Raw genomic sequence first — 24,838 nt, 5'->3', positions numbered from 1 at the left:
TTTATCCATCGATCGTCGCCCGACGCCTTTCGCAATAATTGATTGCAATGGGACACGGTGTATTGCCGGTCCGCCAGTCCGTATACCTCATCGGGGGTCCAGCTTGAACATTCGTAAATTTGTCGGTGCTACCAGTCGCGATGCGTTGCGTCTCGTTCGCGAAGCACTTGGCTCCGATGCGGTCGTGCTGTCGAATCGCACGATGGACGACGGCAGCGTCGAAATCGTCGCGCTCGCCGATAGCGATCTCGCCGCGATCACACCGAAAGCGCGCGAAGGCGCCGCATCGATGCTCACGCCGCGCGGCTTGCCCGCGGCGCCGATGAATCCGTACGCGAGCGCCATGCCGGATGTGTTTTCGTCGGTGTTCGGCGCGAGCCCGGAAGCGGGTGCTGAAGCGATGTCGGTGATCGCGCCGGCGAATTTTCCGGCGGATTTTCCTGCGAACGCGGCTGCGGATTTTATGGCTAGCCCGGCGCTCAACATGGCCGCGAATGAAGCGCCGTTGGCCGCCGCAAATACCTATCCGTCGACGGGCGGCACGAGCGCCACGACGGCCGCGTCCGCAGCCATCGCGACAGGCGCCGCACCCGCCGCGAGTCAACCAGCACCCAACGCAGTCACTTCGTTCAACGCACCGGCCACGCCCGCCGCTTCAGCCACACCTTCCGGCGCGAGTGCCCGCGCCGCGGCCGCGCGCCTGTCGAACGACATCCGCGCGGATCTGCTGAAAGCCGCGGGAGTGCCGGTATCGCCGGCTGTCGCATCGAGCGCAGCCGCCGCGCCGCGCACGATGGCCGAGTCGAATCCGTGGCTCATCGATCATGCGCGTCGTATCGCGGCTGAGCAGCAGCAACAAAGCGGCGAATACAGCGCCCGTCCCGCCGCGATGACGCCCGCCGTCGCGACCTCCAAGGGTCTCGGCAGCGCGGTCGACGCGCGGGCGGTAGCCGCGCCGCCGGTGATCGATACGCCCGACTGGGCGCGCGAAGCCGCCGAAGTCGCCGCGCGCCGCACCGCGCAGAAGATCGCGCCTGTGCCGTCGGCCACCGACGAAAGCCGCTCGCCGGCCGCCGTCGCCGAGGCGATCAAGGGGCGCATGGAGCAGGTCGTCAAGGACACCGTGATGCACGAACTGTCGTCGATGCGCGACATGATGGAAGAGCACTTCGCGGGTCTGCTGTGGGGCGATCGACAGCGCCGCAACCCCGGAGGCGCCGCGCTCACCAAGCATCTGTTCGCCGCGGGCTTTTCCGCGCAGCTCGTGCAGATGATGGTCGACAACCTGCCCGACGACATCGAAACGATGGACGGCGGCATGGACTGGGTGCGCTCGGTGCTCGAATCGAACCTGCCGGTGATGGAAGACGAGGACGCGCTGATGGAGCGCGGCGGCGTGTTCGCGCTGATGGGTCCGACCGGCGTCGGCAAGACGACCACCACCGCGAAGCTCGCCGCGCGCTGCGTGATGCGCTTCGGCGCGAGCAAGGTGGCGCTGCTGACGACCGACAGCTACCGCATCGGCGGTCATGAACAGCTGCGCATCTTCGGCAAGATTCTCGGCGTCTCGGTGCACGCGGTGAAGGACAGCGCCGATCTGCAACTCGCGCTCTCCGAGCTGCGCAACAAGCACATCGTGCTGATCGACACGATCGGCATGAGCCAGCGCGACCGCCTCGTGTCCGACCAGATCGCGATGCTGTGCCGCGCCGGCCAGCCGGTGCAACGCCTGCTGCTGCTCAACGCGACGAGCCACGGCGACACGTTGAACGAAGTCGTGCAGGCGTATCAGCGCGCGCCGGACCAGCAGCCGCTCGCCGGCTGCATTCTGACCAAGCTCGACGAAGCGACGAACCTGGGCGGGGTGCTCGATACGGTGATCCGCTACAAGCTGCCGGTGCATTACGTATCGACCGGACAGAAGGTGCCGGAGAACCTGTACGTCGCGACGAAAAAATTCCTGATCAAGAGCACCTTCTGCGTTCCGCGCGACAACTCGCCGTTCGTACCGCACGACGACGACATCCCCGCTTTGCTGTCCTCGCTGTCCGCGCGTTCGACGGCCGAGTTGCACGAGGTTCGCTTTGGATAAATTCGTTTCCGATCAGGCCGAAGGGTTGCGGCGGCTGCTCGCGCGCGGCGGTGCGCGCGTGATCGCGTTGGCCGGTGCGTCGACGGGCGTGGGCAGTACGACCGTGGCGGTCAACCTCGCCGCGGCGCTCGCGCAGCAGGGCAAGGACGTGCTCGTGATCGACGAATGCGTCGGTGACAAATCGGTGAGCGCGATGCTTGGCGGCTTGCGCGGCGCGGGCAACTTCGCGGCGGTGATGCGCGGCGAGACCCCGGTCGATTTCGCTGCGGCGCGTCACGCGCTCGGCTTTTCGGTGCTGTCCGCCTCGCGCAACAACCGCGAGGGCCATACGGAGGCCGAACTCAGCGTGCTGCTCGGCGGCTCGGCCGACATCGTGCTGATCGACGCGCAGCTCGACGACGAAGGGCATCTGTCGCCCCTCGCCAAGCAGGCGCACGACGTGATGATCGTCGCGCGCATGTTGGGCGAGGCGATCACCGACGCGTATGCGTGCATCAAGCGCTTGCACTACGCGCACGCGATCGCGCAGTTGCGCGTGCTCGCGAATCACGTGCAAAGCGCCAACGACGCGCAAGCCGCGTTCGGCAATCTCGCCGGCGTGGCCGGCCGCTACCTGACCGTCGCGTTGGAAAACGCCGGCTGCATTGCGGCCGACGTGCGCATCGCGCGGGCGCTCGAGTTGTCGCGCTGTGTGGTCGACGCGTTTCCGTCGACACCGGCCGCGCGCGACTTCCGCCATCTCGCCGCCGAATTGCAGTACTGGCCGATGCGGCCAGCGATGTCGTCGCAAACGCCCTGGCGGGCGCCTGCGACAGTTACAGCGGCGCACCACGCCGACCAACCGTCCGCGCAGCACGCTTGAAAGGCCCGCACGAAGGACAAGGGGAGCACGATGTCGATGTATAACGCTCAGGGAAAGATTTCTCAGGCCGAAGTTCTGGCGAAGTACGCACCGCTCGTGCGTCGACTCGGCTTGCAGCTTGTCGCGAAAATGCCGGCGAGCGTCGATCTCGACGACCTGATCCAGGCCGGCATGATCGGCTTGCTGGATGCCGCCGGCCGCTACAAGGAAGACCAGGGCGCGCAGTTCGAGACCTATGCCAGCCAGCGGATTCGCGGCGCGATGCTCGACGAGCTGCGCAGCAACGACTGGCTGCCGCGCAGCCTGCGGCGCACGTCGCGCGAAGTGGAAAGCGCGGTGCACAAGGTGGAGCAGAACCTCGGCCGCTCGGCGAGCGAGGCGGAGGTCGCCGAGCACCTGCAGATGCGGCTCGACGAATACCAGTCGATGCTGCAGGACCTGCACGGCAGCCAGCTGATCTACTACGAAGACTTCGACCGCTCCGCCGACGACGAACCTTTTCTTGACCGCTACTGCGTCGATCATTCCGATCCGCTGTCGGCGCTGCTCGACGACAGCCTGCGCTCCGCGCTCGTCGAAGCAATCGACCGCCTGCCGGAGCGCGAGAAGCTGCTAATGTCGCTGTACTACGAGCGCGGCATGAATCTGCGCGAGATCGGCGCGGTAATGGAAGTCAGCGAATCGCGCGTGTGCCAGCTGCACAGCCAGGCCGTGGCACGCCTGCGCACCCGGCTGCGCGAAATGGCCTGGGCGAACGCCGAAACGAACTGATGCCGCCGCGGGACAGCCCGCCGCTTTTCAAGCGCTGGCTCTGGATGCGGCGGCGCGCCGATGCCGATTCGCGCCGGGCCGCCTGGTTGCTCATGCGTCCGCCATCTCATGTTCGGCTGCGAGCGCGAGAAATGCCGAGCGCGACATACCGCGCGCCTGCGCATACGCGTCGATCTCCTGCACCAGCACCTCGGGCAGCGAGATGTTGATACGGACCGCCTTCTTCAGCGCCGGAATATTGCGCGTCGTCACGAAACCCCATGTGAACCCTGCGAATTCCGGATTGCGCCGATGCTCGCCGAGCGCGAGCGGCTCGGGCAGCGGCAGCCCTTCGTCGAGCAGAGTTTCGAGATGCGATTCGATCGCCTGTTTTGCGTTCGCATACGCTTCTTCGAGCGTGTCGCCCGCGGAGTAACAGCCCGGAATATCGGGCACCACGACGCCGAACGCGTGCGTATTGTCTCCGGGTTCGATGGCGATCGGAAAGATCAGATGCTTCATTTGAGCCCCGCCTGTTTCAGAATGCTGTTCAGGGTGCCGGCCGGCAAATCTTTTTTCGGGTGCGGGACCGTCACGAGCCCCCGTTTTCCCGCGTGCCTGAAATGATGGTGACTGCCCGCTTTGCGGACGAGCTGCCAGCCATTCGCTTGAATCAATTTGACGACCTCGGCACTGTTCATACATCACACCCTCCATCATACACACGATTACACACGCTGACTAGCGGGCAAGCTTCCGCCTATTGATGCGCGGCCAAGTCGAAGCCGGGCGCTGGCGAAAACTCGACGGAAGTCACCATTTCAGCGTGACGGGTGGACTAGCGCTAGCTAGCCAAACAGCTAACGCAGCGTGACATGGAGCGGAACGTGGGTGAAAAAGCGGCAGCGGAAAAACGACAAGGCCCGCCGATGGCGGGCCTTCTCATTTCATATCGGATCTTTGCTCGATTGCAGGCCGGGCGGCCGGCCCCTCAAAGTCCCGAATAAGCCGGAACTCGCCCATCGGGCCCATACAGGTTCGTCTTGCGCGGCACGCTGACCTGCAGCGCCTTCAGCGCGCGCTGGTTGTACTCCATCCGCACGCGGATCAGCTCGCCGTTGTTGGCGTTGACGCGCCGCGCGCGCTCGGCCGCTTTCTGCAGCAGCTTCCATTGCGTCGCGACGCGCTCGTCGGTGCTCGCCGCGAGCTCTATGCCGGACCAGCCGGCCGGAAAGCCGAGTTCGGCCAGATGCGTGTCGCGCGCGGTTTCGAGCCTCGCGAGTACGCCGATCAGCTCGGTTTTCTTCTCGACGATCGGGGGCAATTGCTCCAGCGGCGAGACCGCCGTCAGCGCTTTGGTTTCGAGAGCGAGGATCGAGGCGAATGCCTCGACGGTCGAATATTCTTCGATCAGGGTGGCAACCAGGGCGTCTTTCATGTCAACAACTCGCTACGCACACCGGCCCGCGAACCACGCGAACCGAGTTGGTCGGACGCCGCCCGGCAGCTCACCGCGCGGCGAGATGCCGATCAGTTGCCGGTCGACGAGGTTTTGTTCTGCAACAGGTCGCGCGCCGTCTGCAGCACGCCGTCGGCGATCTTGCCGGAGTCGATCTGCAGCGTGCCGTCCTTGATCGCCTGCTTGATCGACTCGACGTGCGCGGTGTCGATGTCGGCCGAACCGGAGGCCGCGAGGCTGCGCAAATGCTGCGACAGCCCCGACAGGCTCACGCTGGTGTCGCCCGACGCGCTGCTCGCGGCCGGCGCGGCCGTGCTCGTCGCGCCCTGCGCGGCGCTGGCTGCCGGCGTGGTTTCGCCGCTTTGCTGTGAGCGGGACAATGCGTCTTTCAACGACGCCAGATTCGAAGAGGTGGTGGGATCGACTTTCACGATTGGCTTCCCTAACGATTTGATCCTGATAACGGCAACCGCCGATCAAAACTTTAGCGCAATCGCTCGACACCCGGCCCGCCAACCGGTGGCCATCTGCCCCTCTCAATGCCCGCTTCAATGCCCGCGTCAATGTCCGTTTGGCTGCTCTCGCCACCGCGGCAGCAGCTTCGAGCGTGGTCATTGCCGCCAGCCCGCTCACATCTGGATCTCCACCGTCCCGCCGTCCTTGACGATGCCGGAGATGATCTGGCCGTTCGCGGTCTTCACGCGCACTTGCTGACCGGGCGACGCGTTGTTCATCGCGCTGCCCTCGGACGAAATCGAGAAACCGTCGCCGGCCGCGACGACCCGCACGGTCTGGCCGATCGCCACCGCCGACGCGCTCTTCAGCATGTCGCGGCGCAGCGGCATGCCGCCCGCGATCCGCACGAGCGAGACCGAGCCGACCGCCTGCGACGGGTCGGTGACGATCGCCTGCGGCAGGCCGGTCAGGTCGCCGTCACGCGCGACCAGGTCGGCGGCCGTCAGCACTTCGCCCGGCGCCATCGCGCGGGCGGCCAGGTAATAGGTCGCATGCAGCGCGATGCGCGCCTGCAGATAAATGGTCCACGGCCGCTCGCCCGCGCAGCGCACGCCGACCGTCAGCCGGCCCCACAGGCGCGCGCCGGTCGGCATGAACGGTTCGAGCGACGTGCACGCGGCGAGGCCGCGCGGAAACGCGGGCGCGACTGTAATGTCCACCTTGCCGGGCAAGCCGACGGCCTGCTGTTGCAGGAACGCGAGCGCGCTCGCGTGAATCGCTTCCGGGTCCTGCTGGCCGGGCAGCGGCGCCGGTTGCGCGGGCGGCGCGGCGGTACCGGTCTGCGGTGTTCTCTGTGCGATCGTGGCGGCGCTCGCCGGTTGGCGCGTGCCCGACGATGCGGCGGGCATTCCCGCGATCGCGGGATTGGCCGGCTGCCCGGGCACGGTCGCGACCGGCTTGCCATTCGCGCCCAACTGGGGCGGCTCGCCGCGCGACGCGAGACTGTCGAAACCGCCGCCTTGCGGCGGATTGGCCGCGACCGCGCGCGGATTCGCGAGGCCGACGGCCGAGCCCGCTTCGGCATTGACGCGCGCGACGCCCGACGCGCCCGTGCTGGCCGCCGGCGGAATCGTCACCACGCCGTTGGCGTCCGGTTTGAAGTTGGTGCGGATGATTGCCGGCGCGGCGGCGGCGGGCTCGCCCGCGCCCGCAATGACGATCGCGCCGCTCGCGTTCGCGGCGCGCCCGAACGCATCGGTGTCGCGCGGGACGCTCGCGCGGCCGAGCGACTGCGCGCTCGCCGCGGCGAGCGATGCCGCCGACGCGCGGCGCTGCGCCGGCGTCTGAATCCGTTGCGCGAGATCGTTCAGCGCGGCGGGATTTTTCTCGGCGGGTCCTGGAATCACGATCGGGCCACCCGCATCCTGCGCCCGGGTCGTGGCCGGCAACAGCACGATGCCGCCCGCGACCCATACCGCGACGTTCACGACCAGCCGCGTCAGGCAATGCGTCAGGCAACGCGCGAACGAGCGCCGCCCCGGCCGCGCGCCCACGCTCGTGCCGCTCGCACGCTGCGGCAAGGTGTTAGTGGGCTGGTCCATCGCGGGTCTCCATCGAATGCATCGGTACGCCTTGCATTCTAGTGAGCACCCCTTGCGCGCAAACGTTGAATAGAAGCCCCCTTTCCCGGTTATTCGTCCGATTGCCGCTTGCACGCGGCCCATAAGATGCATCACATGCAAAAAGGCCTTCGCACCCGCCGCGTGTCTCGCACGATGCGCACACGGGACGACCTTGGAAACGTTCTCGGGAGATTCCCATGCTCGACAAACTCGATGCCGAATTCGCGTTCGGCCGGCAGGCGATGGATGTACGCGCATACCGGCAGGAACTGCTGTCGTCGAATATCGCGAACGCCGACACGCCCGGCTACAAGGCGCGCGATATCGACTTCGCGTCGTCGCTCGCCGGCGCGCTGAAGAAGACAGGCGGCAGCACCGCGGGCCAAGGCGCATCGAACGGCTCGACGCTCGCGATGACGCAACCCGCGGGCGCGACGAGCGGCATGTCGATGAGCACCACCGAGGCCGGCCACATGAGCGGCAAGGCCACGCTGACGGCGACGGGCGGCAGCCCCGACGACTACGGCAACCTGCAATACCGGATTCCGCAGCAGCCGGCGCTCGACGGCAACACGGTCGATGTCGACACCGAGCGCGTGCAGTTCGCCGACAACACGGTGCACTTCGAGTCGGGTATGACGGTCGTGTCGAACCAGATCAAGACGATGTTGTCGGCGATCACGTCGGGCTCGTAAGCCGGACAGGCCGCACGGCACACAAGCAGAGCGCATGGCGGCTGAATCCAGCCAGCCAGCGCGCAGGAAAACGAACGCTACGGGACTTAACGTAACGCCGGTGCGAACCGGCAGGAGAGGTCAGGAAACATGCCATCCCTGATGAACATTTTTGGTGTCGCGGGCTCCGCGATGTCGGCGCAATCGGAGCGGCTCAACGTGACGGCGTCGAACCTCGCCAACGCGGACAGCACGACCGGCCCCGACGGTCAGCCGTACAAGGCCAAGCAGGTCGTGTTCGCGGTGAACCCGCTCGGCGGCGCGCGCTCGGGCTCCGGCCAGCAGGTCGGCGGCGTGCAGGTGACCGGCGTCGTCGACGATCCGTCGCCGATGAAGACCGCGTACGAACCCGGCAATCCGGCCGCCGACGCGAACGGCTACGTGACGCTGCCCAACGTCGACCCGGTGCAGGAGATGGTCAACATGATCTCGGCCTCGCGCTCGTACCAGGCCAACGTCGAAACGCTGAACACCGCCAAAACCCTGATGCTGAAAACGCTCACGATCGGAACCTGAGGAGAGAGCCTTGACCACCAACACCACGATCGGCGGCAGCGGCACGACCGTTTCGCAGACGCTGCTCGACACGATGAACGGCACGAGCAGCAGCTCGAGTGCGACCAGCTCGATGAGCAGCACGTCCGGCACCTCGGCGACGGACCTGCAGAACACCTTCCTGCAGCTGCTCGTCGCGCAGATGAAGAACCAGGACCCGACCAATCCGATGGACAGCTCGCAGATGACCTCGCAGCTCGCCCAGATCAGCACGGTGCAGGGCATCAGCCAGCTCAATACGTCGCTGTCGTCGCTGTCGACGCAACTGTCGGCCGGCCAGCAGTCGCAGGCCGCGCTGCTGATCGGCTCGACCGTGCTCGCGTCGGGCAACACGATCACCGTGTCGAGCGGCAAAGCGAACGAGTTCGGCGTCACGCTCGCGAACTCCGTCAGCGACCTGCAGGTCGTCGTGAAGAACTCGGCCGGCACGATCGTCAACACGATCGACCTCGGCAAGCAGTCGGCCGGCACGATTCCGGTCGGCTGGACGCCGACCGACTCGGCGGGCAACACGCTCGCCGACGGCACCTACACGATCACCGCAACCGGCACGATCAACGGCCAGCAGGCGACGGCCACCACGCTCACCGGCGCGACGGTCGAGAGCGTCGTGCAGCAGAGCGGCGGCACGCCGGGCCTCGTGCTGTCGAACGGCTCGACGGTCGGCCTGACCAGCGTCGCCGCGATCCTGTAAGCCGCATCCATCCAGTTACGACTTTGCAGATACGGAGTACGTCATGAGTTACCAAACAGGTTTGAGCGGTCTGTCGGCGTCGTCGAGCGATCTCGACGTGATCGGCAACAACATCGCCAACGCCAACACGGTTGGCTTCAAGAGCGGCACCGCGGAATTCGCCGACATGTACGCCAATTCGGTCGCGACCGCGGTGAGCCAGCAGATCGGTATCGGCACGAAGCTCGCCGAAGTGCAGCAGCAGTTCTCGCAAGGCACGATCAACACGACGAACCAGGCGCTGAACGTCGCGGTCAACGGCAATGGCTTCTTCCAGATGTCGAACAACGGCACGCTGACCTATTCGCGCAACGGCGTGTTCCAGCTCGACAAGAACGGCTTCATCACGAACGCGCAGGGCCTCGATCTGATGGGCTACGCGGCCAATAGCTCGGGCATCATCAACACCGCGCAGACCGTGCCGCTGACGGTGCCGACCGCGAACATCGCGCCGAAGGCGACCACCTCGATCACCGCGGGCCTGAACCTGAACGCGCAGGACAACCTCATGCTCGGCGCGCCGACCGCCACGGCCGGCGCCGGCAACACCGGTACGCTGAACACGACCGGCGCGACGATCACCAACGCGGCCGCCGGCACCAACACCGACAAGTACACGATCAACTTCACGAGCCCGACCACCTACACGGTCACGGACAACACGCTCGGCACGACCACGGCGTCGCAGAACTACACGGCCGGCACGGCGATCACGCTCGGCAACGGCGAAAGCATTACGTTCAGCGGCACGCCGGCCGCCACCGACACCTACACGATCACGCAGAACCCGACCACGTTCAACCAGAGCAGCTCGTCGACTTACAACTATTCGACGAGCACGACCGTCTACGATACGCTCGGCGGCTCGCAGACGGTCAACATGTACTTCGCGAAGACGGGCTCGGGCACGTGGAACGTATACGCTGGCCCGTCGACCGGCACCGCGAAGCTGATCGGCACGGCGAACTTCAATTCGTCGGGCACGCTGGTCAGCACGACCGACGCGACGACCGGCCTCGCGACCGCGACGCTCGGCGCGTTCACCATGTCGATCCCGACCACCGACGGTTCGGGCACGCCGCAGAACGTCACGCTGAACATGGCCGGCACCACGCAGTATGGCGGCAAGGACGGCGTGAACAGCCTGTCGACCGACGGCTTCGCGGCGGGCCAGCTGACGAGCTTCACGGTCGGCTCCGACGGCACGCTGACCGGCAACTACTCGAACGGCGAGACCGCGGCGCTCGGCCAGATCGTGCTGGCGAACTTCTCGAACGAGAACGGCCTCGTCGATCTCGGCAACAACGAGTACGGTCAGACGGCTGCCTCGGGCGTCGCGCAGATTTCGACGCCGGGCTCGACCAACCACGGCGTGCTGCAAGGCGGCGCGGTCGAGAACTCGAACGTCGATCTGACGAGCGAGCTGGTCAATCTGATCACCGCGCAGCGCAACTACCAGGCGAACGCGCAGACGATCAAGACCCAGCAGGCCGTCGACCAGACCCTGATCAACCTGTAAGCCAACGGGACCTCTTCATGGATCGGCTGATCTACACCGCGATGTCGGGCAGCGCGCAGGCGCTCGAACAGCAGGCGATCGTCGCGAACAACCTCGCGAACGCGTCGACCACGGGCTTTCGCGCGCAGCTCGAAACTTTCCGCGCCGTGCCGATGTCGTTCGGTGACGGCAGCACGGTCAACGACGACACGACCCGCACCTTCGTGCTGTCGTCGACACCGGGCGCCGACTACACGCCGGGGCCGATCCAGCAGACCGGCAATCCGCTCGACGTCGCGATTCAGGGGCCGGGCTGGCTGTCGGTGCAGACCGCCGACGGCAACGAGGCCTACACGCGCGCGGGCAATCTGCACATCGACGAAAACGGCCAGCTCGTGAACGCGACCAATCAGGTCGTGCTCGGCAACGGCGGGCCGGTATCGGTGCCGCCGGGCGCGCAGATCACGATCGGCAAGGACGGCACGGTGTCGGCGCTGACGCCGGGCGATCCGCCCACCGCTGTCGTCACTGTCGATCAACTGAAGCTGGTCAATCCCGATCCGCAGTCGCTCACGCGCGGCGATGACGGTCTGTTTCGTACCGCCGACGGCAACCCCGCCGACGCCGATCCGACCGTGACGCTCGCGCCGGCGTCGCTCGAAGGCAGCAACGTGAATCCGGTCAGCGCGATGGTCTCGATGATCACCAACGCGCGCCAGTTCCAGATGCAGACGCAGTTGCTGGAAAACGCCGACAAGAACGATCAGTCCGCCAACCAGCTGCTCAGCTTCAGCTAACGGCTTGCCACGGAGTGCGCTACGAGGCGCGCCCCGGACTTTGGAGAACCATAAGTGAACCGCTCACTCTACATCGCCGCTACCGGCATGAATGCGCAACAGGCGCAGATGGACGTGATCTCGAACAACCTCGCGAACGTCAGCACCAACGGCTTCAAGGGCTCGCGCGCGGTGTTCGAAGATCTGCTGTACCAGACCATCCGCCAGCCGGGCGCGAACTCGACGCAGCAAACCGAGCTGCCGTCCGGCATCCAGCTCGGCACCGGCGTGCAGCAGGTCGCGACCGAGCGCCTGTACACGCAGGGCAACCTGCAGCAGACCGGCAACTCCAAGGACGTCGCGATCAACGGCGCCGGCTTCTTCCAGGTGCAAATGCCCGACGGCACGACCGCCTACACGCGCGACGGCTCGTTCCAGACCAACGCGCAAGGTCAGCTCGTCACGTCGAGCGGCTACCAGGTGATTCCGGCAATCACGATCCCGACCAATGCGACCTCGCTGACGATCGGCAGCGATGGTGTGGTGTCGATCACCGTGTCGGGATCGAGCAACACGCAGCAGCTCGGCTCGATGCAGGTCGCGACCTTCATCAACCCGGCCGGCCTCGACGCGAAGGGCGAGAACCTGTTCTCTGAGACCGCGTCGTCGGGTGCGCCGAACGTGGCGCAGCCGGGCCTGAACGGCTCGGGCACGCTCAACCAGGGTTACGTGGAAGCGTCGAACGTGAACGTCGTGCAGGAGCTGGTGAACATGATCCAGACGCAGCGCGCGTACGAAATCAACAGCAAGGCCGTGACGACCTCCGACCAGATGCTGCAGACCTTGAGCCAGATGCAGGTTTGAGGACTGGAAATTTAAGGCGGTTAACGATGATGTCGCATTCCACTCGCACTCCGGTTCATTCGCGCACGGCCGAGGCGCTCGTGCAGCTCGCGCTGCTCGCCGCGCTCGGCGGCTGCGCACTCGTGCCGAAGCAACCGATCACGCAGCAACCGATGACCGCGCTGCCGCCGCTGCCGCCGCAGGCGCAGGCGCCGGGCTCGATCTACAACCCGGGCTACGCGGGCCGTCCGTTGTTCGAAGACCAGCGGCCGCGCAACGTGGGCGACATCATCACGATCGTGATCGCCGAGAACATCAACGCGACGAAGTCGTCCGGCGCGAATGCGAACCGCAACGGCAGCACGAGCTTCAACGTACCGACCGCGGGCTTTCTCGGCGGCCTGTTCGCCAAGACCAACCTGAGCGCGACCGGCGCCAACGGTTTTGCCGGCACCGGCGGCGCGAACGCGTCGAATACGTTCAACGGCACGATCACCGTGACCGTGACCGGCGTGCAGGCGAACGGCAACCTGATCGTCAGCGGTGAGAAACAGATGCTGATCAATCAGGGCAACGAGTTCGTGCGCTTTTCCGGTGTCGTGAATCCCAACACGATTTCGAGTCTGAACGCCGTGTACTCGACCCAGGTCGCCGACGCGAAAATCGAATACTCCGCGAAGGGTTACATAAACGAAGCGGAGAACATGGGCTGGCTGCAGCGGTTCTTCCTCAACGTGGCGCCGTGGTGATCATGGGTATCGTCTTCCACACGCTGTCGCGCGCGGGCCGCGCACTGATGTTCGTCGCGCTCGCCTGCGCGGCGCTGCAGGCCGCCACGCCCGCGTACGCGGAGCGCCTGAAGGACCTCGCGCAGATCCAGGGCGTGCGCGACAACCCGCTGATCGGCTACGGCCTCGTGGTCGGCCTCGACGGCACCGGCGACCAGACCACGCAGACGCCGTTCACCACGCAGACGCTCGCGAACATGCTCGCGAACCTCGGCATCTCGATCAACAACCAGGCGGCGGGCTCGAGCAACTCGCAGTCGTCGCTGTCGAATATCCAGCTGAAGAACGTCGCCGCCGTGATGGTGACCGCGGTGTTGCCGCCGTTCGCGCGGCCCGGCGAAGCGATCGACATCACGGTATCGTCGCTGGGCAATGCGAAGAGCCTGCGCGGCGGCACGCTGCTGCTGACGCCGCTAAAGGGCGCCGACGGCCAGGTGTATGCACTCGGCCAGGGCAACGTCGCAGTCGGCGGCGCGGGCGCGAGCGCGAACGGCAGCAAGGTGCAGGTCAACCAGCTGGCCGCGGGGCGCATCACCAGCGGCGCGATCGTCGAGCGCTCAGTGCCGACCGCGGTGTCGCAGGCGGGCACGATGCAGCTCGACCTGAACGACATGGACTACGACACCACGCAGCGCGTCGTCGCGGCGATCGACAATGCGTTCGGCGGCGGTACCGCGACCGCGCTCGACGGCCGCACGATCCAGCTGCGCGCGCCGGCCGATCCGCAGCAGCAGGTCTCGTTCATGGCGCAATTGCAGAACCTCGAAGTGCGGCCCGCGCAGGCGGCCGCGAAGGTCATCCTGAACGCCCGCACCGGCTCGATCGTGATGAACCAGATGGTGAGCCTGCAGAACTGCGCGGTCGCGCACGGCAATCTGTCGGTCGTGATCAATACACAGCCGGTGGTGAGCCAGCCGGGCGCGTTCTCGAACGGCCGCACGGTGGTCGCGCAGCAGTCGCAGATCCAGATGAAGCAGGACAACGGCGCGCTCAAACTCGTGAACGCCGGTGCGAATCTCGCCGACGTGGTGAAGGCGCTCAACGCGCTCGGTGCGACGCCCGCGGATCTGATGTCGATTCTGCAGGCCATGAAAGCAGCCGGCGCGTTGCGCGCCGACCTTGAAATCATCTAAGGAGCACGCCAGATGAATTCCGATACGACCAATAGCGTGAACTCCGCCAACGATCTGACCAGCCGGTTCGCGCTAGACGTGCAGGGCTTCGGCGCACTGAGCGCGCAGGCAAAAGCGTCGCCGCAAGCCGGCATGAAGATGGCCGCGCAGCAGTTCGACGCCGTGTTCACGCAGATGATGCTCAAGAGCATGCGCGATGCGACGCCGCATGACGGTCCGTTCGATTCGCACGACACCGCGACCTTCACGTCGATGATGGATCAGCAGATGGCGCAGCAGCTGTCGAAGAAGGGCATCGGCGTCGCCGACGCGATGCTCAAACAGCTGATGCGCAACCAGGGCATGCAGGTGGATGGCGCGAACGGCGCGGGCGCGGCGGGCGGTCTCGCCGGCATGACCAACGCGCTCGGTGGCGGTAGCGGCGGCGACCAAGGCCAGAGCGCGGCGCTGAACGCGCTCGCGCGCGCCTACGGCAACGCCCACACAAACGGCCAGCTCGCGCTCGGCCGCGCCTACTCGGCCAATAGCGCGCTGACGCCGCCGGTGCGCGGCGACGGCAGTTCGCCGAAGGTCGACGCGTTCGTCGACAAGCTCGCCGCGCCGGCGCAGGCCGCGAGCGCGGCGACGGGCATTCCGGCGCGCTTCATCATCGGTCAGGCCGCGCTCGAATCGGGCTGGGGCAAGAGCGAGATCAAGAAGGCCGACGGCACGACCAGCCATAACGTGTTCGGCATCAAGGCGGGCAACGACTGGACCGGCAAGACCGTGTCGACAGTCACGACCGAATACGTGAACGGCAAGCCGCATCGCACGGTCGAGAAATTCCGCGCGTACGACTCGTACGATGAAGCGATGACCGATTACGCGAGCATGTTGAAAAACAACCCGCGTTACGCGCAGGTGATCAATTCGTCGCGCGACGTCAACGGCTTTGCGAACGGCATGCAGCGCGCCGGTTATGCGACCGATCCGCATTACGCGAAAAAGCTGATGTCGATCATGCAGAAAATGGGCTGATTAAAAACAATGCACGCGACGAGGCCGCGTGCATAAAACGAACAAAATCACGGAAAATGGGGCGGATACGGTTTTAACGTTTGCGCGAGATTTCCGGCAAATATTTAATAGAAGCCCCTAAATTTTGGCTGGATGCTGCCGCTAACGAGTTAGACCCGATACCGGAATAGCGCTGTAAGGTCCGGTCGAACGCGTGTGGTGCGGCTTGCATGAAGACCCTCAGAGTCGACGGCCAGGCCGTGGCACATGCCCGCAAGAACATGCTTACCGGCAAGCCCATGGATATGAACCAGTCGAACGGCCAGACTGACACGAACGGTCAGCCGCACCTCCCGGAAGACGAGAGCGTTCCCGATTTCGGCCGCCGCAATCCGCTGGAAATCGGCGTGCAACTGCGCAATCTCGTCAATCGCGGCGACTTCCTCACCGTCGAATACGCGGGTGGGCAGCTCGTTACGCGCCTGCTCGACGTCGACGTGCGCGAACGCACTTTCACCTTCGATTGGGGCGCGCTCTCCGATCAGAACGCGGAGCTGCTCGGCGCGCCGCGCTGCCAGTTCCACGCGTCGCCCGACGGCGTGCGCGTCGAGTTCACGACCCCGACGCCGCGCGAAACCCGCTTCGAAGGACTGCCGGCGTTCGAGGCCGACTTCCCCGAGGTGCTGTTCCACGTGCAGCGCCGCGAGTACTTCCGCGTCGCCGCGCCGATTCTCGATCCGTTCTTGTGTACCGGCCGCCTGCCCGAGGGCGACACGTTCCGCTTCGAGGTGCACGATCTGTCGCTCGGCGGCGTCGGCATGCGCACGACCGACCAGCGCGTCGGCGAACTGCCGATGGGCGCACGCCTGAGGGACTGCGAGCTCACACTCGGCGCGCTAGGCCGTTTGTCGCTGGATCTGCAGCTCGTGTCGCATCGCTCGCTCGCGCTGCCGAATGGCACGCAGCGCTATCAGCTCGGCTTTCGTTTCCTGACGCTGCCGGGCAGCGCGGAAAACACGCTGCAACGGCTGATTACGCAGCTCGAAATGAAGCGCCGCTCGCTGGCGCGCTGAGCGGCGAGGCAACGCGCGGCGACCGCAAACGAAGTGGAATGGCCCTCAATTTTTTGCGCGGCGGGCCGTTAAAGAGGATGTTCCACTAACGCGGTGGCATGTCTGCGATGCCGCCCTTCAGGATGACGCATGTCCAGCAATCTGTTGACTATCGGCCTTAGCGGACTCAACGCGGCCCAATGGGGTTTGACGACCACTGGTGAGAACATCAGCAACGCGTCGACACCCGGCTATACGGTGGAGACTCCGGTGTATTCGGAGACGAGCGGAACGTATACCGGCTCCGGCTACCTGCCGATGGGTGTCTCCACCGACACCGTGCAGCGCTCGTATAGCCAGTACCTGACGACCGAGCTGAACAACGCGCAGTCGTCGAGCAGCTCGCTCACCGCGTACAACACGATGATCACCGAGCTCAACAACCTCGTCGGCAGTCCGACCTCGGGGATTGCGAGCGCGATCAGCGGCTACTTCACGGGCCTGCAGAACGTCGCCAACAGCGCATCGAGCGTGTCGACGCGGCAGACCGCGATCAGCGACGCGCAGACGCTCGCGAACCAGATCAACGCGGCGGGCCAGCAGTACGACCAGTTGCGCTCGAGCGTCAACACGCAGCTGGGCGACGCGGTCAAGCAGATCAACACCTACACCGCGCAGATCGCGTCGCTAAATACGCAGATCACGCAGGCTAGCAACCAGGGCCAGCCGCCGAACCAGCTGCTCGACGAGCGCGACCAGGCGGTGTCGAACCTGTCGCAACTGGTCGGCGTGTCGGTCGTGCAGGACAAGGGCAGCTATAGCCTGTTCATGTCGAACGGACAGCCGCTCGTGCTGGCCGGCAACAGCTTCAACCTCGGCACGGCGACGTCGACGAGCGATCCGAGCGAGCTGTCGGTCCAGTATCTCGGCCAGGCCGGCGCGAAGCCCGCGCCGACCCCGCAGACGCTGTCCGACACGAGCGTGTCTGGCGGCACGCTCGGCGGCCTGCTGCAATTCCGCTCGCAAACGCTCGATCCGGCCGAGGCGCAACTCGGCGCCATCGCGACCAGCTTCGCCGCGCAGGTCAACGCGCAGAACGAGCTCGGCCTCACGCTGAACGGCACCGCGGGCGGCGCGTTGTTCACCGTCGGCTCGCCGACTGTGTACGCGAACCCGCAGAACACCGGCAATGCGACGCTCGGCGCGTCGTTCGCCAACGCGGCCCAGCCGACTACGAGCGATTACACGCTGTCGTACAACGGCAGCGCCTACACGCTGACCGACAACGAGACCGGCGGCATCGTCGGGTCGGCGGCGAACCTGAACAACCCGATCGGCGGCCTGCAGTTCTCGGTCGCGAGCGGCACGATGAAGGCCGGCGACTCGTTCTCGGTCGAGCCGACCCGGGGCGCGCTGGACGGCTTCGCGCTGACCACCACGTCCGCTTCGGCGATCGCGGCGGCGGCGCCGGTGCTCGCGTCGGCCTCGACGTCGAACACGGGCAGCGCGACGATCACGCAGGGCACGGTATCGGCCGGCTACAGCGCGCCGACCAGCAAGTCGACGATCACCTACACCGCCGGCACCGGCCTCACCGGCTTCCCGGTCGGCTCGGTGGTGACGGTTGCCGGTTCGCCGTCCACGTCGTACACGATCAGCGCGGCGACGACCGCGGTGCCGTACACGGCGAGCGCGGGCGCGACGCTGACGATCACCAACCCGACCAACGCGACGAGCGCGGGCGTGATGAACAACGTGACGGTTACGCTCAGCGGCACGCCCGCCAATGGCGACTCGTTCACGATCGGTCCGAACACCGGCGCGACCAACGACGGCCGCAACGCGCAACTGCTGTCGAACCTGACTTCGGCGCAGGCGCTCAACGGCGGCACCTCGACGCTGACCGGCGCGTATGCGAGCTACGTGAACACGATCGGCAACCAGACTACGCAGATCCAGACGTCGGCGACCGCGCAAAGCACGCTCGTCACGCAGATCACGTCGGCGCAGCAGTCGGTGTCGGGCGTCAATATCAATGAAGAAGCGGCCAACCTGCTTCAATACCAGCAGCTCTATCAGGCCAACAGCAAGGTCATCCAGACCGCGCAGACGTTGTTCCAGACTCTGCTTGGCATCTTCTCGTAAGGCGTTGAACCATGCGAATTTCGACCCAGCAGTACTTCAGCATGAACGTGTCGACGATGAGCGACCAACAGGCTCAGTTGTCGCAGATCTATCAGGAAATCTCGAGCGGCCAAAGCCTGACCACGGCCGCCGACAATCCGCTCGGCGCCGCGCAGGCGGTGCAGCTCAGTTCGACGGCGGCCGCGCTGTCGCAGTACACGACGAACCAGAACACCGCGCTGTCGTCGCTGCAGGCCGAGGACTCGACGCTCTCCAGCGTCATCACGACGCTGCAAAGCGCGAACACGCTGGGTCTGAGCGTCGGCAGCGGCGTGCTGAACGACACCAACCGCGAGGCGATCGCCGCGCAGTTGACGAGCCTGCGCGACCAGCTGCTGACCTATGCGAACGCGACCGACGGCTCCGGCAACGCGCTGTTCGCCGGCTTCCAGAATGGGACCAAGGCCTTCACGACCGATTCGGCCGGCACCGTCGTCTATACGGGCGACACCGGCTCGCGCACCGTGCAGGTCACCGATAGCAATGCGGTCGCGACCGGCGACAACGGCCTGTCGGTATTCATGAGCGTCGGCGCGACCAATGCGCAGCCGATCGCCTCGGGCAGTTCGGCCAACACCGGCACCGGCGTGATCGGCCCGGTGACGATCACCGATCCGACCAACGCGGCGAACGCGGACTCGTACCAGATCCAGTTCAGCGGCAGCGGCAGTTCGTTGACCTACACGGTCACCGACACGACGACCAACACCGCGGGTACGGCGCAGCCCTACACGTCGGGTTCGAACATCACGATCGGCGGCCAGACCGTCGACATCACCGGCACGCCGGCCGCCAACGACACCTTCACCGTGCAGCCGGCCAACCAGGCAGGCACCAACGTGTTCGCGAACCTGAACGCGATGATCGCCGCGCTTCAGCAGCCGGTGAGCGGCAACGACGTGGCGTCGGCGACGCTGCAGAACGCGATGAACACGGGTCTGTCGCAGCTTGCCAACACGTTGAACAACATCACCGCGGTGCAGGCGTCGGTGGGCGGCCGCGAGCAGGAAGTCGAGGCGCTGCAAACGGTCACTCAGACCAACACCACTCAAACGGCAAGCGATCTCGCGAACCTCACCTCGACCGACATGGTCAAGACAATCAGCAAGTACACGCTGCAGCAGGCGGCCTTGCAGGCGTCGCAGCAAGCGTTCGTGAAGATCCAGAGCATGTCGCTGTTCCAGTACATCGGCAACTGATGCCGCTTCGGCGCAGCAGTAAAAAAACCGGCGCGAGCCGGTTTTTTTTCGTCCACGGTTCGGGATTTGCGCGGCGTTACCCCAGCGCCGCCGCGACCCGCCCCATTTGATCGATGCCGCTATCGAACAGCCGCACGAAGAACGGGATCATGTTCGGCAGCATCAGCTGCACGAGCAGCAGACCGACCAGCATCGTCAGCGGAAAGCCGATCTGGAACACGCCGATCTGCGGCGCCGCGCGATTGAGAATGCCGAGCGCGAGGTTCGCGATCAGCAGCGCGACGACGACCGGCAACGCGAGCAACAGCCCCGCGGAAAAAATCGAGCCGCCCCAGTTCGCGAGCGTCTGCCAGCCATGCGGCGCGAGCAGGTTCGCCGACACCGGCACGGACTGGAAAGTCGTCACGAGCGCGGCGATCATCTGCAGATGACCGTCGATGGCGAGAAACACCAGCGTCGCGATCGTCGTCATGTAGCGCGAGATCACGACGCCCGAGCCAGTCGCCTGTTGATCGAAGAAGGTCGCGAAGCCGAGCCCCATGCCGAGGCCGATGAAGTAGCCGGTCGCGTCGATCGCCTGGAACACGATCTGCATCGTCACGCCGAGCGCGATGCCGATCAGGAACTGATTGACGAGAATCCACACGCCGGCCGCCGAAAAGACAGTGACCTGCGGCAGCGCGCCGATCGTCGGCGCGACGATGATCGTCGTGAATGCGGCAAGGCCGATCTTCACGCGCGAGGGCAGCGACATATTGCCGAACACCGGCGCGGTCGCGATCAGCGCGGCGATACGCGCGAACGGCCACAGGAACGCGGTCAGCCAGACGTTCAGTTGCGCGTAGGTGACCGTGAACATGAGGCGAACAGGGCAGGGTGGGCGTGCGTCGACGTGCCAGCGGCGCTCAATTGACGAGCGTCGGAATGCTGGTGATCGTGTGGCGCAGATAGTCGAGCATCGTGGTCAGCATCCACGGCCCGGCGATCACCAGCGTGAGCGCGATCGCGAGCAGCTTCGGAATGAACGACAGCGTGGTTTCATTGATCTGCGTGGCGGCCTGGAACAGGCTCACGAGCAGACCGACGACGAGCGCGACGAGCAGCAGCGGGGAGGCCAGCATGAGGCCGATGTACATGGCCTCGTGGGCCAGCGTCATGACTGCTTCGGGTGTCATCGTGAGTGCCTGCGAACGAGAAGTCGGAAAACGATCAGACGAAGCTCTGCGCGAGCGAGCCGAGCAGCAACTGCCAGCCGTCGACGAGCACGAACAGCATCAGCTTGAACGGCAGCGAAATCGTCGCCGGCGACACCATCATCATCCCCATCGACATCAGCACGCTCGCGACAACCATGTCGATGATCAGGAACGGAATGAAAATCGTGAAGCCGATCGTGAACCCGGTCTTCAGCTCGCTCGTCACGAACGACGGCACCAGCAGCGACAGCGGCACGTCTTCGGGCCCCTGCATCGGCGCCGCATGCGAGATGCGCGCGAACAGGGCAAGGTCGCTTTCGCGAGTCTGACGAAGCATGAAGGTCTTGAACGGCGCGACGCCGCGCGACACCGCCTGGTCCATCGAGATCGTGCCTTCGGAGAACGGCTTATAGCCTTCGTTATAGGCCTTGTCGAGCACCGGCGACATCACAAACAGCGTGAGGAACAGCGCGAGACCGACGAGCACCTGATTCGGCGGCGTCGTGGTCGTGCCGAGCGCCTGGCGCAGCAGCGACAACACGATCACGATGCGCGTGAAGCTCGTCATCATCAGCACCATCGCGGGCAGGAACGACAGCATCGTGAGCAGCAGCATCGTCTGCACGCTCAGCGAGTAGGTCGTGCCGCCGTTCGGGCCGGGGCTCGTCGTGAAGGCCGGCAGGCCGGCGGTTTGCGCGAACGATAGCGTCGGCAGCGCGAACAGCAATGCCGGCAGCGCGAGTTGCAGCACTGCGGGAAGCGCCCGCGCGACACGGCGCGCTAGCGTGAGGAAAGCACCTGACTGCCTGAAACTGACCTGCATTACCGATCCCCGCCGCCGTGCGCGTTGAAACGTTTGCCCACTTCGCCTTTCAGGGCGTCGCGAAAGCGTTGGCCAAAGGTGCCGGAAAGCGGTGCGGGCGAAGCGGCAACCGTATCGGCCGCGACGGAACCCGCCGGCATCGTATGCAGCAGCCGCACGTTGCCGGGCGCAGCGCCAAGCACCAGCCATGTATCGCCGATCTCGACGACCGCGACGCGCTCCTTGCCGCCGAGCGAAGCGCCGCCGACCGTCTTCACGAGGCCGCCGCGCTGCCCCGGTTGCAGGCCGAAACGTCGCGCGAGCCACGCGCAGCCGAACACGAGGCCGATGACGACCGCGAGCCCGACAAAGGTTTGCAGCACCGCACCGACGCCGAGCGCCGGCACCGCGCTCCCCGCGCCGACGCCCGAGGCGAACTTCGCGGCGTTGTTGACCGCGTTCATGTCGGCGGCGTGCGCGCGACGGTGGACGCGCCGAGCACCGTGGCGCTCGCGGCGAGCGCCTTGAACGCAAACAGGACGCCGCGACCGGCCAAACGTATCATCGATTGAGTTTCCGGATGCGTTCGGACGGCGTGATGATGTCGGTCAGCCGGATACCGAACTTGTCGTTGACGACCACCACCTCGCCCTGGGCGATCAGGCAGCCGTTGACGAGCACGTCCATCGGCTCGCCGGCGAGACCGTCGAGTTCGACGACCGAGCCCTGCGCGAGCTGCAGCAGATTACGGATCGCGATCTTGGTGCGGCCGAGCTCGACCGTCATCTGGACGGGAATGTCCAGGATCATGTCGATGTCGTTGTGCGTCGAGGTCGGCGCGACCTTCGACAGCGGCTGGAACACGGCGCCCGCAGCCGGGTTGATTTCGTCGTTGCCGTTCTGTTCGGCGAGCGCGCTGGCCCAGTCGGCCATCGCCGCGTCTTCGTCCGCGGCGGACAGCGCGCCGGCGGCGAGTTGCTCGGCTGCCGCGAGATCGCTCTCGGGCTTTGCGTTCAGGTCACTCATATCCACCTTCCTTCATCGTGTCGGCTGCGCTGATCATCTTCTGGACCCGCAACGCGTACTGACCATTGAAAATTCCGTAGCCGCATTCCATCACCGGCACGCCGTCGACTTTCGCGGTGATGTGCTCGGGGATGTTGATCGGCAGAACATCGCCTTTGCGCATGTTCAGGATCTGTTCGAACGTGACCGGCACCTGCGCGAGGTCGGCGGTCAACTGCACTTCGGCAGCCTGCACCTGCTGCGACAGCACGCGCACCCAGCGGCGATCGACGTCGATCGCCTCGCCCTGGATCGGCGAGGACAGCACGTCGCGGATCGGCTCGATCATCGAGTACGGCATGCAGATGTGCAGCGTGCCGCCCGTCGAGCCGAACTCGATCGAGAACTGCGTGACGATGACGATCTCGTTCGGTGTCGCGACGTTGGCGAACTGCGTGTGCATTTCCGAGCGCACGTATTCGAACTGCAGCGGGCGCACGCTCTTCCACGACGCCGCGTAATGCTCGAACGTCAGATTGAGTAGCTTCGTGATGATGCGCTGCTCGGTCTGCGTGAAATCGCGTCCTTCGACGCGCGTATGGAAGCGGCCGTCGCCGCCGAACAGATTGTCGACCACGAAGAACACGAGGTTCGGGTCGAACACGAACAGCGACGTGCCGCGCAGCGGCTTCACGTGGACCAGGTTCAGGTTGGTCGGGATCGGCAGATTGCGCGTGAATTCGCTGTACTTCTGCACCTTCACCGGGCCGACGGAGATTTCCGCCGAGCGCCGCATGAAGTTGAAAATGCCGACGCGCAACAGGCGCGCGAAGCGGTCGTTGATGATTTCGAGGCCCGGCATCCGGCCACGGACGATGCGCTCCTGCGTCGCGATGTTGTACGGGCGCACGCCCGTGCGGTCGCTTTGCTCGGATTCCGTGTCGGATTCGCCGGTGACGCCCTTCAGGAGGGCATCGACCTCCTCCTGGGACATGAACTCTTCGTGGCCCATTGCTTATTCCTCGTGAGTCCCTTGGCGATTGATGATGGCAGCGCTAGACAACGTCACGTCACTGCACGACGAACTCGGTGAACAGGACGTCCTGCACGCGGATCGGTGCGGCGCTCTTGTCGATCGGCTCGGTGATCAGCGTCTTCAGTTCGTTGGCGAGCGCGCGCTTGCCTTCGAGCGGCGCGAGCTCGTCGGGGTGCTTGTTCGACAGCGCGAGCAGGATGCGGCTGCGCACTTCCGGCATGTGATCGGTGAGCGCCTGCTGAGTGGCGGCGTCGCCGAGCTTCAGCGTGAGGCCGATGCGCAGGAAGTGCTGCTGGCCGTCGTCCGATTGCAGGTTGACGGTCATCGATTCGAGCGGGAAGAAGAGCGGCACGACGGCCGGCGCCGGCGCGGCTTCGGCGGATACGGCGACGGGTGCGCGCTTCGACATGAAGAACCACATGCCCGCACCGGCGGCGCCCGCGGCGATCAGCGCAATGAGGACGATCAGGATGATGCGCTTCAGGGGGCCCGGCGAAGCGGGCGCGGCTTGTTGCGGGGCGGTCGTGGTTGCCATTTGGGTTGCTGGCTTTTTGCCAGCCTAGTAAGGGTTAGGGTGATTGTTGTTGATTTGCCTGCGGCGCTATGGGTCGAAAAGAAGGGCTATTTCTGGTTATCTCAGGTTTTTGGCTGTTTTTTTTATCTTTGTTCTGGTTGTTGGTCTGGCCTTGTTGGACTTTCCTTGCTTTGTTATCGGTCTATTAGCGTTGCCCCTGTGCGGGGCGGCACCTACTTTCTTTGCTGCTGCAAAGAAAGTAGGCAAAGAAGACAGCTCAAACCGCCAGCTCATAAGCGGGTCCCTCGGTCTGCGTGAGGCAGTGGTGCATCTGGAGTCGGTGTCCCCGCACATTCCACCTCGGTGACAAAGCCGTCATCCGCTCCCACTCCGCACTGCGTGCGTCGCGGACGGGTCTGCCAGGAGAACCAACCGATGGTTTTGGAACGGGGTTTCGGCGCGCGCAGCGCCGCCGGAAGGATGACTGCGTTGTCACTAGCGCCGAATGTGCGGGAGCACGGATTCCAGATGCACCACTGCCGCCTGCGGACCG

At 65.4% G+C, this 24,838-nt stretch carries 27 protein-coding genes; 15 read left to right on the top strand and 12 right to left on the bottom strand.

The features are described 5' to 3' along the window. Window positions 1–103 precede the first annotated feature (103 nt). The 3 genes from flhF to OKW43_RS12750 are packed head-to-tail and all read left to right on the top strand — an operon-like array spanning window position 104 to window position 3,725. Entirely contained in the window at window positions 104–2,092 is a 1,989-nt protein-coding gene (gene flhF / locus OKW43_RS12760) for a flagellar biosynthesis protein FlhF (RefSeq protein WP_429447666.1), read from the top strand. Then, window positions 2,085–2,954 carry a MinD/ParA family ATP-binding protein gene (locus OKW43_RS12755; protein ID WP_187632549.1) on the top strand — a complete coding sequence of 290 codons (870 nt, stop codon included), beginning with the start codon at window positions 2,085–2,087 and terminating at the stop codon, window positions 2,952–2,954. The genes flhF and OKW43_RS12755 overlap by 8 nt, the downstream gene beginning before the upstream one ends. Before the next feature lie 36 nt (window positions 2,955–2,990). Continuing rightward, window positions 2,991–3,725, top strand: coding sequence for an RNA polymerase sigma factor FliA (locus OKW43_RS12750; RefSeq protein WP_429451652.1), 735 nt, complete (start codon window positions 2,991–2,993; stop codon window positions 3,723–3,725). A gap of 90 nt (window positions 3,726–3,815) precedes the next feature. On the opposite strand, the gene OKW43_RS12745 is transcribed toward OKW43_RS12750, so the two are convergent. The 5 genes from OKW43_RS12745 to flgA all read right to left on the bottom strand — a co-directional run bounded on the left by OKW43_RS12745 (window position 3,816) and on the right by flgA (window position 7,220). Beyond that, window positions 3,816–4,226 carry a type II toxin-antitoxin system HicB family antitoxin gene (locus tag OKW43_RS12745; RefSeq protein ID WP_187632550.1) on the bottom strand — a complete coding sequence of 137 codons (411 nt, stop codon included), beginning with the start codon at window positions 4,224–4,226 and terminating at the stop codon, window positions 3,816–3,818. Further along, window positions 4,223–4,405 carry a type II toxin-antitoxin system HicA family toxin gene (locus tag OKW43_RS12740; protein WP_187632551.1) on the bottom strand — a complete coding sequence of 61 codons (183 nt, stop codon included), beginning with the start codon at window positions 4,403–4,405 and terminating at the stop codon, window positions 4,223–4,225. Before OKW43_RS12740 ends, OKW43_RS12745 begins: the two co-directional genes overlap by 4 nt. A 290-nt stretch (window positions 4,406–4,695) precedes the next feature. Beyond that, entirely contained in the window at window positions 4,696–5,142 is a 447-nt protein-coding gene (locus tag OKW43_RS12735) for a flagella synthesis protein FlgN (protein WP_429447663.1), read from the bottom strand. A 92-nt stretch (window positions 5,143–5,234) separates the two neighbouring features. Then, window positions 5,235–5,594 carry a flagellar biosynthesis anti-sigma factor FlgM gene (flgM, locus tag OKW43_RS12730; RefSeq protein WP_187632553.1) on the bottom strand — a complete coding sequence of 120 codons (360 nt, stop codon included), beginning with the start codon at window positions 5,592–5,594 and terminating at the stop codon, window positions 5,235–5,237. 198 nt (window positions 5,595–5,792) lie between these two features. After that, entirely contained in the window at window positions 5,793–7,220 is a 1,428-nt protein-coding gene (gene flgA / locus OKW43_RS12725; RefSeq protein ID WP_429447661.1) for a flagellar basal body P-ring formation chaperone FlgA, read from the bottom strand. A gap of 218 nt (window positions 7,221–7,438) precedes the next feature. On the opposite strand from flgA, the gene OKW43_RS12720 reads away from it, so the two are divergent. The 12 genes from OKW43_RS12720 (at window position 7,439) to flgL (ending at window position 19,732) form a co-directional block, all read left to right on the top strand. Next, window positions 7,439–7,936 carry a flagellar basal body rod protein FlgB gene (locus tag OKW43_RS12720; RefSeq protein WP_187632555.1) on the top strand — a complete coding sequence of 166 codons (498 nt, stop codon included), beginning with the start codon at window positions 7,439–7,441 and terminating at the stop codon, window positions 7,934–7,936. A 129-nt stretch (window positions 7,937–8,065) separates the two neighbouring features. Continuing rightward, window positions 8,066–8,491, top strand: a complete 426-nt coding sequence (flgC, locus tag OKW43_RS12715; protein ID WP_027199188.1) for a flagellar basal body rod protein FlgC — start codon at window positions 8,066–8,068, stop codon at window positions 8,489–8,491. A gap of 10 nt (window positions 8,492–8,501) precedes the next feature. Next, window positions 8,502–9,224: a flagellar hook assembly protein FlgD gene (locus OKW43_RS12710; RefSeq protein WP_429447658.1), complete on the top strand. Its 723-nt coding sequence runs from the start codon at window positions 8,502–8,504 to the stop codon at window positions 9,222–9,224. 43 nt (window positions 9,225–9,267) lie between these two features. Further along, window positions 9,268–10,782: a flagellar hook protein FlgE gene (locus tag OKW43_RS12705; RefSeq protein WP_187632557.1), complete on the top strand. Its 1,515-nt coding sequence runs from the start codon at window positions 9,268–9,270 to the stop codon at window positions 10,780–10,782. A gap of 17 nt (window positions 10,783–10,799) precedes the next feature. Next, a complete protein-coding gene (gene flgF, locus OKW43_RS12700; RefSeq protein ID WP_429447656.1) occupies window positions 10,800–11,558 on the top strand; it encodes a flagellar basal-body rod protein FlgF in 759 nt (252 codons plus the stop codon). 54 nt (window positions 11,559–11,612) lie between these two features. Further along, window positions 11,613–12,401, top strand: a complete 789-nt coding sequence (flgG, locus tag OKW43_RS12695; RefSeq protein ID WP_187632559.1) for a flagellar basal-body rod protein FlgG — start codon at window positions 11,613–11,615, stop codon at window positions 12,399–12,401. A gap of 29 nt (window positions 12,402–12,430) precedes the next feature. Continuing rightward, window positions 12,431–13,129 (top strand): flagellar basal body L-ring protein FlgH, encoded by a 699-nt coding sequence (gene flgH, locus OKW43_RS12690; protein WP_187632663.1) that lies wholly within the window; start codon window positions 12,431–12,433, stop codon window positions 13,127–13,129. Between the two features lie 2 nt (window positions 13,130–13,131). Next, window positions 13,132–14,301, top strand: a complete 1,170-nt coding sequence (locus tag OKW43_RS12685; RefSeq protein ID WP_429447654.1) for a flagellar basal body P-ring protein FlgI — start codon at window positions 13,132–13,134, stop codon at window positions 14,299–14,301. 12 nt (window positions 14,302–14,313) lie between these two features. Continuing rightward, window positions 14,314–15,318, top strand: a complete 1,005-nt coding sequence (flgJ, locus tag OKW43_RS12680; protein ID WP_187632560.1) for a flagellar assembly peptidoglycan hydrolase FlgJ — start codon at window positions 14,314–14,316, stop codon at window positions 15,316–15,318. A 278-nt stretch (window positions 15,319–15,596) separates the two neighbouring features. Then, window positions 15,597–16,370, top strand: coding sequence for a flagellar brake protein (locus OKW43_RS12675; protein ID WP_187632664.1), 774 nt, complete (start codon window positions 15,597–15,599; stop codon window positions 16,368–16,370). A 129-nt stretch (window positions 16,371–16,499) separates the two neighbouring features. Further along, window positions 16,500–18,494, top strand: coding sequence for a flagellar hook-associated protein FlgK (gene flgK, locus OKW43_RS12670; RefSeq protein WP_187632561.1), 1,995 nt, complete (start codon window positions 16,500–16,502; stop codon window positions 18,492–18,494). Between the two features lie 11 nt (window positions 18,495–18,505). Further along, complete coding sequence (gene flgL, locus OKW43_RS12665) at window positions 18,506–19,732, top strand: flagellar hook-associated protein FlgL (RefSeq protein ID WP_429447652.1); 1,227 nt, start codon at window positions 18,506–18,508, stop codon at window positions 19,730–19,732. A gap of 76 nt (window positions 19,733–19,808) precedes the next feature. Here flgL and fliR read toward each other — a convergent pair whose 3' ends face one another. From fliR to fliL, 7 genes are read right to left on the bottom strand one after another with little or no spacing between them, the layout of a single operon-like run. Continuing rightward, the gene (fliR, locus tag OKW43_RS12660; RefSeq protein ID WP_187632563.1) at window positions 19,809–20,591 is read right to left on the bottom strand and encodes a flagellar biosynthetic protein FliR; all 783 of its coding nucleotides are present in this window, start codon (window positions 20,589–20,591) and stop codon (window positions 19,809–19,811) included. 46 nt (window positions 20,592–20,637) lie between these two features. After that, entirely contained in the window at window positions 20,638–20,907 is a 270-nt protein-coding gene (gene fliQ / locus OKW43_RS12655) for a flagellar biosynthesis protein FliQ (RefSeq protein ID WP_187632564.1), read from the bottom strand. A 34-nt stretch (window positions 20,908–20,941) separates the two neighbouring features. Then, a complete protein-coding gene (gene fliP / locus OKW43_RS12650; protein ID WP_187632565.1) occupies window positions 20,942–21,751 on the bottom strand; it encodes a flagellar type III secretion system pore protein FliP in 810 nt (269 codons plus the stop codon). After that, the gene (fliO, locus tag OKW43_RS12645; RefSeq protein WP_429451649.1) at window positions 21,751–22,299 is read right to left on the bottom strand and encodes a flagellar biosynthetic protein FliO; all 549 of its coding nucleotides are present in this window, start codon (window positions 22,297–22,299) and stop codon (window positions 21,751–21,753) included. Before fliO ends, fliP begins: the two co-directional genes overlap by 1 nt. Further along, on the bottom strand, window positions 22,292–22,756 hold the full coding sequence (gene fliN / locus OKW43_RS12640) for a flagellar motor switch protein FliN (protein WP_187632567.1): 465 nt from the start codon (window positions 22,754–22,756) through the stop codon (window positions 22,292–22,294). The genes fliO and fliN overlap by 8 nt, the downstream gene beginning before the upstream one ends. After that, window positions 22,749–23,747 carry a flagellar motor switch protein FliM gene (gene fliM, locus OKW43_RS12635; RefSeq protein WP_187632568.1) on the bottom strand — a complete coding sequence of 333 codons (999 nt, stop codon included), beginning with the start codon at window positions 23,745–23,747 and terminating at the stop codon, window positions 22,749–22,751. The genes fliN and fliM overlap by 8 nt, the downstream gene beginning before the upstream one ends. 58 nt (window positions 23,748–23,805) lie before the next feature. Then, window positions 23,806–24,306: a flagellar basal body-associated protein FliL gene (fliL, locus tag OKW43_RS12630; protein WP_429447648.1), complete on the bottom strand. Its 501-nt coding sequence runs from the start codon at window positions 24,304–24,306 to the stop codon at window positions 23,806–23,808. Window positions 24,307–24,838: the final 532 nt, after the last annotated feature.

Origin of the sequence: Paraburkholderia sp. WC7.3g, assembly GCF_050436345.1 — a bacterium.
Lineage (GTDB): Bacteria > Pseudomonadota > Gammaproteobacteria > Burkholderiales > Burkholderiaceae > Paraburkholderia > Paraburkholderia podalyriae.
The sequence above is the reverse complement of the archived record's forward strand: the minus strand, read 5'-3'. Positions and strand labels throughout refer to the sequence as shown.

Coding starts and splice junctions, on each gene's coding strand:
- OKW43_RS12675 (WP_187632664.1), top strand. CDS start 15,597: ATGGATATGAACCAGTCGAACGGCCAGACTGACACGAACGGTCAGCCG.
- flgA (WP_429447661.1), bottom strand. CDS start 7,220: ATGGACCAGCCCACTAACACCTTGCCGCAGCGTGCGAGCGGCACGAGC.
- flgL (WP_429447652.1), top strand. CDS start 18,506: ATGCGAATTTCGACCCAGCAGTACTTCAGCATGAACGTGTCGACGATG.
- OKW43_RS12705 (WP_187632557.1), top strand. CDS start 9,268: ATGAGTTACCAAACAGGTTTGAGCGGTCTGTCGGCGTCGTCGAGCGAT.
- fliQ (WP_187632564.1), bottom strand. CDS start 20,907: ATGACACCCGAAGCAGTCATGACGCTGGCCCACGAGGCCATGTACATC.
- flgH (WP_187632663.1), top strand. CDS start 12,431: ATGTCGCATTCCACTCGCACTCCGGTTCATTCGCGCACGGCCGAGGCG.
- OKW43_RS12685 (WP_429447654.1), top strand. CDS start 13,132: ATGGGTATCGTCTTCCACACGCTGTCGCGCGCGGGCCGCGCACTGATG.
- fliN (WP_187632567.1), bottom strand. CDS start 22,756: ATGAGTGACCTGAACGCAAAGCCCGAGAGCGATCTCGCGGCAGCCGAG.
- OKW43_RS12740 (WP_187632551.1), bottom strand. CDS start 4,405: ATGAACAGTGCCGAGGTCGTCAAATTGATTCAAGCGAATGGCTGGCAG.
- flgJ (WP_187632560.1), top strand. CDS start 14,314: ATGAATTCCGATACGACCAATAGCGTGAACTCCGCCAACGATCTGACC.
- OKW43_RS12750 (WP_429451652.1), top strand. CDS start 2,991: ATGTATAACGCTCAGGGAAAGATTTCTCAGGCCGAAGTTCTGGCGAAG.
- fliP (WP_187632565.1), bottom strand. CDS start 21,751: ATGCAGGTCAGTTTCAGGCAGTCAGGTGCTTTCCTCACGCTAGCGCGC.
- fliR (WP_187632563.1), bottom strand. CDS start 20,591: ATGTTCACGGTCACCTACGCGCAACTGAACGTCTGGCTGACCGCGTTC.
- OKW43_RS12735 (WP_429447663.1), bottom strand. CDS start 5,142: ATGAAAGACGCCCTGGTTGCCACCCTGATCGAAGAATATTCGACCGTC.
- fliM (WP_187632568.1), bottom strand. CDS start 23,747: ATGGGCCACGAAGAGTTCATGTCCCAGGAGGAGGTCGATGCCCTCCTG.
- flgC (WP_027199188.1), top strand. CDS start 8,066: ATGCCATCCCTGATGAACATTTTTGGTGTCGCGGGCTCCGCGATGTCG.
- flgK (WP_187632561.1), top strand. CDS start 16,500: ATGTCCAGCAATCTGTTGACTATCGGCCTTAGCGGACTCAACGCGGCC.
- flgF (WP_429447656.1), top strand. CDS start 10,800: ATGGATCGGCTGATCTACACCGCGATGTCGGGCAGCGCGCAGGCGCTC.
- OKW43_RS12720 (WP_187632555.1), top strand. CDS start 7,439: ATGCTCGACAAACTCGATGCCGAATTCGCGTTCGGCCGGCAGGCGATG.
- fliL (WP_429447648.1), bottom strand. CDS start 24,306: ATGGCAACCACGACCGCCCCGCAACAAGCCGCGCCCGCTTCGCCGGGC.
- OKW43_RS12745 (WP_187632550.1), bottom strand. CDS start 4,226: ATGAAGCATCTGATCTTTCCGATCGCCATCGAACCCGGAGACAATACG.